The 11,792-nt window shown below is 67.1% G+C and carries 12 protein-coding genes; 4 read left to right on the top strand and 8 right to left on the bottom strand.

What is annotated here, in order from left to right; genetic code table 11:
* Positions 1-5 precede the first annotated feature (5 nt).
* The 3 genes from ACFWF1_RS02820 (at position 6) to ACFWF1_RS02810 (ending at position 3,214) form a co-directional block, all read left to right on the top strand.
* Positions 6-1,097: an MCE family protein gene (locus tag ACFWF1_RS02820; protein ID WP_379283209.1), complete on the top strand. Its 1,092-nt coding sequence runs from the start codon at positions 6-8 to the stop codon at positions 1,095-1,097.
* Entirely contained in the window at positions 1,094-2,266 is a 1,173-nt protein-coding gene (locus ACFWF1_RS02815) for an MlaD family protein (RefSeq protein ID WP_379283211.1), read from the top strand. The genes ACFWF1_RS02820 and ACFWF1_RS02815 overlap by 4 nt, the downstream gene beginning before the upstream one ends.
* 132 nt (positions 2,267-2,398) lie before the next feature.
* Positions 2,399-3,214 (top strand): hypothetical protein, encoded by an 816-nt coding sequence (locus ACFWF1_RS02810; RefSeq protein WP_379283212.1) that lies wholly within the window; start codon positions 2,399-2,401, stop codon positions 3,212-3,214.
* Between the two features lie 80 nt (positions 3,215-3,294).
* On the opposite strand, the gene ACFWF1_RS02805 is transcribed toward ACFWF1_RS02810, so the two are convergent.
* From ACFWF1_RS02805 to ACFWF1_RS02780, 6 genes are all read right to left on the bottom strand, one after another.
* Positions 3,295-3,867, bottom strand: a complete 573-nt coding sequence (locus ACFWF1_RS02805; RefSeq protein ID WP_379283213.1) for a ribonuclease H — start codon at positions 3,865-3,867, stop codon at positions 3,295-3,297.
* Between the two features lie 10 nt (positions 3,868-3,877).
* Positions 3,878-4,348 carry an SRPBCC family protein gene (locus ACFWF1_RS02800; protein WP_379283214.1) on the bottom strand — a complete coding sequence of 157 codons (471 nt, stop codon included), beginning with the start codon at positions 4,346-4,348 and terminating at the stop codon, positions 3,878-3,880.
* A 180-nt stretch (positions 4,349-4,528) separates the two neighbouring features.
* Complete coding sequence (gene lhgO, locus ACFWF1_RS02795) at positions 4,529-5,719, bottom strand: L-2-hydroxyglutarate oxidase (protein ID WP_379283215.1); 1,191 nt, start codon at positions 5,717-5,719, stop codon at positions 4,529-4,531.
* A 22-nt stretch (positions 5,720-5,741) separates the two neighbouring features.
* A complete protein-coding gene (locus tag ACFWF1_RS02790; RefSeq protein WP_379283217.1) occupies positions 5,742-6,425 on the bottom strand; it encodes a hypothetical protein in 684 nt (227 codons plus the stop codon).
* Positions 6,426-6,811: 386 nt separating this feature from the next.
* Positions 6,812-7,603 (bottom strand): TIGR03084 family metal-binding protein, encoded by a 792-nt coding sequence (locus tag ACFWF1_RS02785; RefSeq protein ID WP_379283218.1) that lies wholly within the window; start codon positions 7,601-7,603, stop codon positions 6,812-6,814.
* Positions 7,604-7,729: 126 nt separating this feature from the next.
* Positions 7,730-9,085, bottom strand: coding sequence for a hypothetical protein (locus tag ACFWF1_RS02780; RefSeq protein WP_379283219.1), 1,356 nt, complete (start codon positions 9,083-9,085; stop codon positions 7,730-7,732).
* 202 nt (positions 9,086-9,287) lie between these two features.
* On the opposite strand from ACFWF1_RS02780, the gene ACFWF1_RS02775 reads away from it, so the two are divergent.
* On the top strand, positions 9,288-10,001 hold the full coding sequence (locus ACFWF1_RS02775) for a cupin domain-containing protein (protein ID WP_379283221.1): 714 nt from the start codon (positions 9,288-9,290) through the stop codon (positions 9,999-10,001).
* A gap of 5 nt (positions 10,002-10,006) precedes the next feature.
* Here ACFWF1_RS02775 and ACFWF1_RS02770 read toward each other — a convergent pair whose 3' ends face one another.
* Both ACFWF1_RS02770 and ACFWF1_RS02765 read right to left on the bottom strand, forming a co-directional pair.
* A complete protein-coding gene (locus ACFWF1_RS02770; RefSeq protein ID WP_379283222.1) occupies positions 10,007-11,053 on the bottom strand; it encodes a PrsW family intramembrane metalloprotease in 1,047 nt (348 codons plus the stop codon).
* Positions 11,050-11,592 carry a hypothetical protein gene (locus ACFWF1_RS02765; RefSeq protein WP_379283223.1) on the bottom strand — a complete coding sequence of 181 codons (543 nt, stop codon included), beginning with the start codon at positions 11,590-11,592 and terminating at the stop codon, positions 11,050-11,052. Before ACFWF1_RS02765 ends, ACFWF1_RS02770 begins: the two co-directional genes overlap by 4 nt.
* Positions 11,593-11,792 lie beyond the last annotated feature (200 nt).

The raw sequence follows: 11,792 nt of genomic DNA, 5'->3' as shown, positions 1-11,792 counted from the left end.
ACCGAATGACAATCAAGGCACGCCGCGCGCTGATCGCCGTCGCGGCGGTGGCCGGTGTCGGCATCACCTCGGGCTGCGGTCTCACGGTGGAGAAACTGCCACTGCCCAAGCCCGGTGTGTCCGGCGAAACCTACACTGTGCACGCGGTTTTCGAGAACGCGCTGAACCTGCCGGACCAGGCGAAGGTGAAGATCGGCGGCTCCGATGTCGGCGTGGTCTCCAACATCAAGACCAAGAACTTCCAGGCGGTCGTCGACCTGACCATCAGCAAGGACATCGAGCTGCCCAAGGACAGCACCGCCGAGCTGCGTCAGGCCACCCCGCTCGGCGATGTGTTCGTCGCGGTGTCCAAGCCGAAGACCGAACCGGGCACGAACATGCTGCACGACGGTGACACTTTGGGCCTGGACAAGACCTCGGCGGGTGCGACCGTCGAGCAGCTGCTGATCTCGATCTCGATGCTGTTCAACGGTGGTGGCGTCGCCAGCTTGAGCAAGCTGACCTCGGAGCTGGACTCGATCGTCGGCGGGCGCGGCGGTGAGTTGTCGCATCTGATCAAGGAAATGACCGGCGTGGTCGGCAGTTTGAACGACAACAGCGCGAAGGTCGACGGCGTGCTGAACGAGTTCGGCGCGCTGGCCAACACCATCGAGGCCCGCCGCGGTGAGCTCGGTCAGGTGGCCGACACGCTGCCGCAGATGATCGGCGCGATCGCCGAGAACAACAGGGCCATCGGCGATTTGCTGACCAAGGTGTCCACCACCAGTGCCGCGCTCGGCGATTACGCCGACACCTCCGGCCAGCAGCTGGGCAGCCTGCTCGACAACACCCATCAGCTGATGGACGCGCTGGCCAACACCGGCGACAACCTCGGCATCCTGCTCGATCGGCTGAAGGTGATCCGGCCCAAGGTCGATGCCACCTTCCGCGGCAAGAGCTTCGCCGTCTACGCCACCGCGACCAACCTCGACCTCAGCGCGCTGACCGATCCGCAACACGGCGGATTCCAGGATCTGCGCGATATCCAAGACCTAGCGGGCAGCCTGATCCAGGTCCTGCAGATCGTGCAGGGTCGAGTGCAGGGGGGTCACCGATGATGGCGAAACTGATGCAGCACAAGCTGGTGCTGTCGAGCATCGGCCTGGTGCTGGTGTTCCTGATCGGCGCCAGCTACCTGATGATCAGCATCATGCGGGTGAATCCGCTCAAGTCCACCTACACCGTGACGGTGAACCTGGACCGCTCGGGCGGGCTGCAGCCGGGCAACGACGTGACCCTGCGCGGCTATCGGGTCGGCAAGGTCGCCTCGATCAAGCTGACCGATCGCGGGCAGGCCATCGCCGCGGCGGCCGAGATCGAGAGCAAGTACAAGATCCCGGTCGACACCGCGATCTCGGTGCAGGCCCTCTCCGGTGCGGGCGAGCAGTACATCGACTTCCGTCCCGGCACCGAGCAGGCGCCGTTCCTCGGCGACGGCGCGGTGATCAAGTTCGACGCGGACAAGATCAAGACGCCGACCCCGATCTGGTCGGTCCTGGACAACTCCAGCGCGCTCATCGCGCAGGTCGATCCGGACAAGTTCGGCGTCATCCTGCGCGAGCTCGACACCGCGCTCAGCGGCGGCCCGGATCAGTTGCGCGGCATGGTCAATGGCATCAGCCTGGCCATGGCCGGCTTCGACAGTCTGCTGCCGCAGACCACCAACCTGATCGCCAACCTGCGCACCATCGCCGACACCACCTCGAACGCCCAGCCCGACCTCGGCACGCTGACCCGCAACTCCGGCACGCTGTTCAGCCAGTTCAACAATGCCAACGCCGAACTGCAGGGCATCCTGGAGAAGGCGCCGGGACAGCTGAGCAGCCTCGGTGCGGTGCTCGACAAGACCAGCGACCCGATCACCAGCCTGGCCACGAATTTCGCGGCGATGACCAAGGCCGCGCAGCTGCGCCTGCCCGCGTTGCGCGCGCTGTTCCCCTCGCTCGCGCTCGGCGCGGACGCGCTGGGTGTGCCCGCGCACGACGGCGAGTTCCACGCGATCATCGACATCTGGCCGCGGCCGTACTGCACCTACAACGTGACGCAGCTGCGCAACGAAGTCGTCCAGGACGGCACGATTCGCAAGTGGAACTACTGCGAGAACCCGCCGCCCGGTTCCGAAATCCGTGGCGCGGCGAATGCGCCGCGACCCGATGTGCCGAACAACGGCGCGCATATGCCGCCGGGTGTGGATCCGAACGAGCGGACCCTGCCCCCGGTGAAGTGAGATGCCCCCGGTCCCACGGCGAAACCGTGGGTCCGGGCATACTCGCCGAGAGAACGCGTACGGTTCGCCCGAGATGCGGGCCCGTCAGTCGATCGGTGCGCCCGCGCGCCGGGAAAGTGCAGGTTTGTATCGATGTCCACCGACGACGCCGACACCAACAAGGATGCCGAGACCACTGCGGACACCACGGCCGATAAGGCCGAGGCTGCCGCGGTGGCGAAGCCCGAACTGTCGAAGGCGGACTCCGAGCCGTCGAAGTCCGGCAAGGTAGCGACCGAAAAGGTCGATGAGGCGCCGAAAACCGATCTCGGTAAGGGCGCGGGCAGTCCCGCAACCTCGGGTCGGTCCACCTCGCTGCCGGTGATCGCCGCGTTCGTGGCGGGCGTGCTCGCGGTGGCCGCGATCACCGCGGTGGTGGTGTTCTTCCTGCAGGGCAAGGACCGCGGCGAGAAGATCGACGCCATCCACGATGCGACGGCGGCCGGCTGCAACTTCGGCAAGGACGTCTCGATCTACGACTACACCAAGAACCTCGACGACTACTTCACCAAGGTGAAGTCCGGTGCGAGCGGCGAATTCCTGAAGGAGTTCGACGACGCGACCAAGGCGCTCAAGGACGCCATGGTGCAGGCGCAGGTGAAGTCCTGGGTCGACGACGTGCAGTGCGGTTACCAGTCCGGTGACAAGACCGAGGCCAAGGTGCTCGTCACGCTCACCCAGTACCGCACCAACTTCACCCAGACGACGCCGGAGCGGCAGTTCGTCGTGGTGATCGCGCAGCTGACCAAGTCCGGCGACAAGTGGCTGGTCGAGAAGCTCGATTCGCCGATGCTCAAGGGTTCGGGTACCGGTACCGGGCTGCCCGGTGCGCCCGCCCCTGGTGCCCCGACACCGGGTGCGCCTGCTCCGGGTGGGCAGCCCGCGCCTGCCCCGGCTCCGGGCAACTAGCCATAACGAGTGCCTCCGGCGGTGGGCCGAGCCACCACCGCCGGAGGTCATTCGGGCAGTTCGTTATCCGCGCTGCCGGATCAGAACAGCATCAGAGTCTGCGGCGCCGACGGCGCGGCCGCCTTCCCCGCGGCCTGGTCGATCGGCGCTTCCGGCGCCGCCGGCGTTTCTTCCACAGTCACCGCGGGAAGTTCCGCGGTGTTCGCCTCGGCGACGGCCGTGGTCGCGGCCACCTTCCGAGCCGCCTCACCGGCAAGCGCGTCGGCCTGCTCGTTGAAGTAGTTGCCGACATGTCCACGGACCCAACGGAACCGGACCGGGCCGGGCCTGCTGGCGATGGATTTATCGATCTGCCGGATGAGTTCGACGTTCTTCACGGCGCCACCGGTGGAGGTGCGCCAGCCGTTGAGCCGCCAACTGGAGATCCATTCCGACGCGCATTTGATCGCGTAGAGCGAATCACTCTCGATCAGTAGGGGTTCGGCGCCGGGATGGGCGAGAATCGCCTCCAGCACCGCGCGTAGCTCCGCCACCTGATTGGTGCCGGACGGGCCGCCGCCGCTCGACGAGGAGCCCTGATGATTGACCCAAGCCCAGCCGATGGCGCCGCCGGGGTTGCGGAGGCAGGATCCGTCGGTGCTCACGATGATCATGGCTGGCACCCTACGCAATCCGACCGACAAGATCGGTACCGTGGAATTCTTCTATCTCCCTTCGCAATTGGGACTCGGTGCGGCGGAGCGCCGATTTCACGGCGGAATCCACCAGACCGACACAGAGGCGCCCCAGCAAGCCACGCGGGGGGCTGTACTCCGCCTCGGACGTCAGCACCGACCGCCCGTATCCGAGCGGATCGAAGCGCAGCGTCAGGGTCCCGGACAAACGCCCACGCAGCGTATACCCGATCACCACGTTGCGACGATATTCGGTGACCTCGCATGTCATCGTCGGCCGCCAGAGCACCAGTCGTGTGCTGGTCGTGAAGCGGGCGCCGAGGCCGGAGTCGAGTTCGCCGGTCGGCTCGAAGGCGGCGACCGCGAACATCCAGTCCGGTACGAACAGATGGTTGTCCGTATAGGTGAATGCCACCTCGACCGGCGCCCCGACGTCACTCGCGTACTTGATGTGGCCCATAGGCCCTCCCTGTTCCACGACTGGCGTTAAAAGTACTACAGCTCTCCTCTTTATTGGAGCGGTTGCGCGGTATTTGGTGTGCCGGTTTTCCACATTGCTACCGGGCGGTTGCTTGGTTGCTCATGGCTGGTCAATAGCTGGATTGGACCGATCGGTTTTGTTCTGGGGCCGTTTATCTGCTCATAGTTGATCGACGATGTGCTCGGCGATCGGCATGGCCGAGGTGGCCGCCGGCGACGGTGCGTTGAGTACGTGCACCGAGCGCGGCGTGCGCTCGATCATGAAGTCGTGCACCAGCGTTCCGTCGCGCAGCACCGCCTGCGCGCGGATGCCCGCCTCGCGTGGCCGCAGATCGGCCAGGGTCAGCTCGGGACAGTAGCGCCGGCATTCGGCCAGATAACCCCGCTTGAACAGCGAGTTGCGCAGTTCGCGCAGCCCGGTCCGGACATTCGCCGCAGCCACCCGGTGCACACCGGGAAAACCGAGCACCGCCCGCGCGTCCCTGGCGTCGAAACTGCCCTTGCGATAGCCCTCCCTGGCCAGCCCGAGCACCGCGTTCGGGCCGACGGTCAGCGTGCCGTCGATGGTCGGACTCAGATGCACGCCGAGGAAGGGCAGCGTGGGATCGGGGATCGGATAGATCAGCGTGCGCACCAGCCCGGCCCGCTCCGGCGGCAGCTGGTAATACTCGCCGCGGAACGGAACGATCCGGAAATCGTTGCGCAGTCCGGCCATTCGGGCCAGTCGATCGGCCTGCAGCCCCGCGCACGCCACCAGGGTGCGGGCCGTCCACGACCCGGTCGGCCCCGCGGCGGTGACCGTGGCGTCGGTTTCGGTGAGCGAGGTGATCTCGGCGCCGAAGACCAATTGCCCGCCCGCCGAACGAACCTCGTCGGCCAGCGCGGTGGTGATGGCGGTGTAGTCGACGATGCCGGTGTCCGGCACGAACAGCGCGCCGACCCCGGTCACCCTCGGCTCGCGCCGGCGGAGTTCGGCGGCGTCGAGCAGCTCGACCGCGACGCCGTTGGCGACCGACCGCTCGTGCAGCGCCAGCATCCTGCGCCGCTCGGCCGCGTCCGTGGCGACCAGCAGCTTGCCGCACACCTCGAACGGAATTCCTTGTGCCGCAGCGAATTTCTTGGTCCACGCGGCGCCGCGGCGGCACAGTCGCGCCTTCAGGCTGTCCGGCGGATAGTAGATGCCCGAGTGGATGACGCCGCTGTTGTGCCCGGTCTGGTGGGTGGCCAGCGCGCCGGCCTTCTCCAGCAGCACGAGGGTCGCGCCGGGATGGCGGTGCAGAATTCGATGCGCCGTCGCCACCCCGACGATGCCACCGCCGATCACACAGAAGTCGTACGTACTGTTCGGCATACCGAGAACAGTAGGCCGAGAGTTACACCGCCACGGTCGGTTCCGTGCCGCGGTGCGTGCTCGCCGGATCCGTCGTGGTCGGTTCGTGCACCGCGGTCGGGTCCGGCGCGGGTTTGGTGTTCGGTGCCGGGGTGCGGTTGACGCGCAGGTCGTGGTCGCCGAGTGCCGGATCGGTCAGCATCAGCACGACTTCGCCACTGCGCGTGTCGAATTCGGTGCGCAGCTGGGTCACGCCCGCGGACTTCGAGTGCTCGTCGAGCGGGGTGTGGCCGGTCAGCATGGTGAAGGCGTTGGTGCCGACGGTGATCGAGATCGTGTCGGTGCGCACGGCGGCCACCTGCGCGTCAACGTAGGCGTCGCCGATCAGCAGTGTCCCGCCGACGGTGCGCGGGTGCGAGACGACCGCCGAATCAGGGTGGTGGTCAGCCGCTTTCGGAGTCGGCACGACAACATCTGCTGAGTGCCAGGTGAATACGGCGGGCAGTTCATGGTGGCCGCTCGTCAGCACGGTGTCCGTCCAGTCGGCCCCGCCGGTCGAATCCTCGACGGCGTGCGCGGGTGGTGCGGCGGCATCGCCGGTCCGGTTGAGATCGGCCATCTGGTGCACGATGTAGGAACCGGCGATCACGGTGAGGCTGAGGCTGGCGGCACCCGCGAGGACGATCGCGGCGTGCTTGGCGATTTGAACCTGCTTGTTTCTGGTCACGATGTGTTCCTTCCTGCGCCCCATGCTCCCCCTGGCAGCGCGGCCCACATCGTTGAAAGCCGTACGGTTGTCCAGGTTACGGCGCGGCCGTACGGGGCATTGCCTCGGGGAGAGCAGGATCACACTCCGCGACGGATCGGCCGACGAATCGACGCCGAATTCGTCGATTGTTTATGTTTCCGGCACCTCAAGGCCGGGTAAATAGTTCTTTAGCTGGCGAGCGTCATCCTCGACTGCCACATCGAGACACCCGGCCAATGGCGTCCGGCCGACACGAACGGCGCACCCAAGTGTGACGCTCGCCCGCTCCCGAAACTATGGATCGGGTCGGGTGGGCGACGGCCGGATGTACGCATCCGGCCGTCGCTGCTGTTTCGGGCGAAGTGTCAGGCGAATTGCCCCGCCGTGCGCCCCGTTCCCGTCGGTCCCGCGAAAGCCTGTGCGAGGGTAAGCCATTCCGCCGCGTCCGCGCCGACCGTCTCGATCGCGAGGTCGTCGGGGTGGCGGCGCTGGGTCACCAGCAGGCAGAAATCGAGGGCCGGTCCGGTCACCCGCTGCGCGGCGTCCTCGGGTCCCCATGACCAGATCGTGCCGTCGGGCGCGGTGAGCTCGATCCGGAATTCGGCCGCCGGCGGGGTCTTTCCATGCACGGTGTAGGCGTAGTTCCTGGTCCGCGCGCCGATGTGGGCCACGGTGCGCAGCCGCGCGGTGGGGGTGCGGGTGATGCCGAGCGCGTCGGCCACGTCCTGGCCGTGTGCCCAGGTTTCCATGATGCGGGCGGTGATCATCGAGGCCGCGCTCATCGGCGGGCCGAACCACGGCAGCTTGCTGCCCGCGGGGACCACGCGCAGTGCGTCGGTGAGGGCCTGCTGGCCGCGGTGCCACCGATCCAGTAGCTCCGCGGGCGGCGTGGTCGCTGCTTCTTCGGCGGCCTCGTCGACAAAGGTCGTCGCCTTGGGCGCGGCCTCGGCCACCAGTCGCTGGAAGCCCTCGTCATCGGCGGCGGCGAGCGTGGCGACCTCGTCGGTCCAGGCCAGATGGCCGATCTGATGGGCAATGGTCCAGCCTGCCGCAGGTGTCAGGCGGGCCCAATCGGCCGCCGCCAGCGGGGTGACGAGGCGTTCCAGGTCCGCGCACTCGTCGGCGAAATCGTTGAGCAGCGCCTCGAGGTCAGCCATCTGTTCCCCTGCCCGATCGGTCGAACGCACACCACCTCGTGTGCCGTCGCGGTTCAGCATCGCAGCGGCCGCCGAAAAATGCAAGCACGCGTGCTTGTATTTGGACCGACTGCCCAGAAGGCTTGGCTACCAGCCGAAAATGATCAGATGCGAGGCGCCGACGGCCAACCCGAGCACCGCGCCATGGAGATAGAGCAGCCACGCGTCCTGTTCGACCGAGGCATAGAACATCTCCATGAACTCCCCCGGCGTCAGCTGCCGAAGCTTGCGGGCCGCGAACACATCGATGGTCTTGGCCTGCTCCAGGATGAATTCCTCGTCCTCGGCCAGGCTCGGCGCGAGCCCGACGGCGGCACCGGCCGCGCCCGCCTTGAGGTTGTCGAACTGGCGACGCCCGAGCGCCGCGCGGACGAACGAGGTGGTCGGGCCGAGCTGCCGGTGGATCTCGTCGGAAACGAGCCGTTCCAGCAGCTGGCGGGTCTTGTCGCCGTTGGGACCGTCCAGTAGTTCCCGCGACAGGTTCGGCAGGGTGAGCACCTGGTAGGCCAGGATGTGCGCGAGGTCGGTCGCCGCCTGCGGCTGCCGCTTGGCCAGCAGCGCCTGCTGCCACAGGTACTTGTACCAGGGCTGCGGGTCGCCGGGCTCGAACACCATCTTGACCGCGATGACATTGACGATCACGCCGATCGCCGCCGAGGCGAGCAGCACGATCACCCAGCCAGGCACCCAGCCCAGCACCGGAATGTGCTGGTGCACATGCATATACAGCGCGAGCAGCAGGCCGAACGGCGCGCCGAGCAGGCCGATCCGGACCATGAAGCGCAGCTCCGGCGCCGCGATGGTGGTCGTCAGATCCTTGAGGATGCCGGGGTTGTCCTGCAGATACCGGATGACGAAGCTCTTGATATCGATCAGCTGATCGACGTTGTCGCCCAGCGATTCGAACGCGCGCCGCGACAGCGCGGGCATCTCCCGATCCACCCGCTGGTAGATGATCTGCTTGGCCGCGCGCGGCACGCTCCGCCACAGGTCGGGGTTCTCCCGGTTCATCAGCTCGTCGACCAGCGGCTGCACCTGCTTGCGGGCGAGCACCGCGACGTAGTCGGCGATGCCGTCCAGGTCGAGTTCGTGGATGAAGTCGCGCGGGCTGCCGATCCGCATCAGCGCCTTGTCGACGCAGATGCTGGCCATCTTCTCGGCCCGTGCCGGGATGAAGCCTTGGAATCCGAGCTGCTGCCCGTCCCCGGAGAAGGTCGGCAGCACCTGCACCCGCCGCGGGAAATACGGATAGAGCAGATACAGGCCCGGGATGCGGAAGCCGCGAAATCGCTCCGGCCAGAACAACATCAGCACGCCGGTCCAGTTGGTCAGCCAGCCCGCCAGCGCGCTGAAGATCGGGAACGTCACCAGATCGACCACGAACTTGGACTGGCCCGTCAGATCTTCCCAATCGATGAACACGCCGGCGGCGAGTGAACTCATCGATGGATCTCCCTAGGCCGAACCGACGGAACCGCCGGTATGAGGTATCAAGGCCCCAACATTGTCATTGCGCCGGAGCGAGTGTCAACGCGGGCACACGGTGGCGCGGCGGGGCTACCATGAGCGCGCCCGAGCTGGACCTGGGCGTGAGCCTGACATCCCCCACGCGCGGTCGCCGACCGCCGACGTCGCAGGAGGTCGCGTGTCCGAAAACCCAGTGCCCGACGAGCTACCGAGCGAGGACGACGAGCGGCTCAGCCGCCGCCGGATCATCGGCACCGGCGCCGCCCTCGGTGGCGCGGCCCTCGGCGGGGCGCTCGCCGCGACGGTGGGCGGGTCGGCCCGAGCCGAGCAGGGCAACGCGATGCCCGCGTCGGCGGCCGATACCAAGCTGGACACCGACTCGCATCTGTACCACCTGACCGCGGCCGAGCCGGACCGATACGACGGCGGCACGTTGCGCGGCGCGCACGAGGGCACCTTTCCGGTGCTCACCGGCCAGCACGCGTCGGTCTATTTCGTCGAGCTCGAGGTCGGCGGCATCCGCGAGCCGCATTGGCATCCGACCGCGTGGGAACTCAACTACATCATTTCCGGCAAGGCCGACTGGACGATGCTCGGCACCCATCCCGACGGCACCTATCGCAACGATGTCTTCGAGGCGAAGCAGGGCGATCTGGTGTTCGTGCCGCAGGGCTTCTTCCATTACTTCGGCAACTCGAGCACCGAACAGTCCCTGCAGGTCCTGGTGGTTTTCAACACCAGCGCGCAGGAACCCAACGACGACATCGGCATCGTGGCCACCGTGAATTCGCTGCCGAGGGAGATTCTCGCGGCCGCGTTCGGCGTTCCGGTCGCCGCGTTCGCCAACGTGCCGACCGAGGTGCAGCCGGTGGTGATCACCAGGCGTAAGTAGTTGCCTCACACCGGGATACGAATGCCCGATCCCGCGCCGGTGTCCTGGACCCAGTCGAGTAGCACGCGCTGCCGCCGCACCTGATGGCGACGGCGGTACTGGCCGCTCAGCTGTTCCGCTTTACGGGCTCGGCGTCGGCTTCGACGCGAGATCAACGTGCTCAGCTCACCGGCCGGCGCGATCCCCCGCGTCACCGCCCAGTTGACCACCGCGCGGAACCACTGCCGTTCGGTGTGCACCACCCAGGTGTAGACGACGGCGAAGATCAGGATGTACAGGATCGTCCTGGCGAGGATCGAGCCCACCGGAATGTTCGCCGGGCTCGGCGCGTCCCAACCGAAATGCAGTGCGGCACCGAGCAGATAGAACATGACGAAGACCTGCGCGCGCCGACCGGCCGGCCAATCCGATCGCGCCACCGCCAGCACGATGCCGATGCCGGCGAGCGCGGTCAGCATCCAGTGCGAGGTGATGCCGGTGAGCAGTCGCACGATGCCGACCAGCACCGCGGTCGCCGAATTGTCCTGTGTCGACAGCAATCCGGCGTTGGCCGAGTAGGTGATGTTCTCGACGACCTGGAAGCCGAGGCCGGTGCAGCCGCCCAGCAGCAGGCCGTGCATCGGCCGATTCAGCAGTGGCCGGGCGAGCCACGCGACGGCGAACACGCCGATACCCTTGACCGCCTCCTCCACGATCGCGGCCGAAATCGGTGCCTGCCAGTCGATCGCGAACGCGTCGCCCGCCAGGTTCTGAATGATGCGCATGTTGTTGTCGTTGGCGAACATGGCGATGCCGGGCCCGGCGAGCGCGCCCCAGAGAAAGCCCATGACCAGCGGTGTCCGGATCCGCCGTCGCGCCCGCAGTCGATCCAAATGCAGGACAAGCCAACCGAATACGAGCAGCGTCGCGAGGGTGAACGGTAGGCCGACCAGGATGTCGCGCCAGGTCAGCGCGGCCACCGGGGCCAATTGGAGCACCAGCCCGGCCAGCCCCAGGAACGAGATCAGACAGTAAGCCCAGAACAGCGCCGACTTCGGCTGGAACCACTTCATCGTTGCACCGTCAGCGTTTGCAGGACCGGCGTCAGCTCCGGGAACGTGGCGTCGTCACCGATGAGCACCAGCGTGACCGCCAGTTTCTCGTTGCCGACGATCGCGCACACCCCGGCGCGGTCCGTGCCGCGGCAGGTCCGGCCGCTGAAGCCGTTCGGCGTCTTGACCTCCCCGCCGTCGAAATCCGCCTTGAAGCCCTGCGCACCAAGCACTTTCAATCGCCAGTCCGCCGCGTCGGCGAAGTCCGTGACGCCGTCGATCACGCTGACCGCCAGTCGCGAACCATCCGGAGCGATCAGCACGGCCGTCGTCTGATCCCCCGTCGGCCTGCGCCGCCACCCGCCGACCCCACCGAAACCGACCGTGTCGGGCTCCTCCCCCGGCGCAGTCAGCTTGATCTCCGCATCCGGGGCAACCGCCGTCTCCCTGGTCGGTACCAGCGCGGCGACCGCCGACGGCACCGCGAGCAACGCCGCGACCACCGCGATCACCAGTCCGGCCTGTCGCCAGTCATGCCCGGTCCGGATCGGCCAACTCATGCACATGCTCCCATCGAGGGTCCGCTGCGCCCATCGAAAAACTGCCACCGACCAGCGGCGCAGCCAGCTCAACGATAAGCCAGCCGCCGTAGTTTGCCCGCGAACACGCCCACCGCACCGCACCCGCCGCGCCAACCCGCAGCGGACCGTAAACAATCCGTAAACCGCTTCCAGCACAGTAAAGACACATCAGAACGGCA

This window comes from Nocardia sp. NPDC060255, from assembly GCF_042727395.1.
Classification (GTDB): Bacteria; Actinomycetota; Actinomycetes; order Mycobacteriales; family Mycobacteriaceae; genus Nocardia.
The sequence above is the reverse complement of the archived record's forward strand: the minus strand, read 5'-3'. Positions and strand labels throughout refer to the sequence as shown.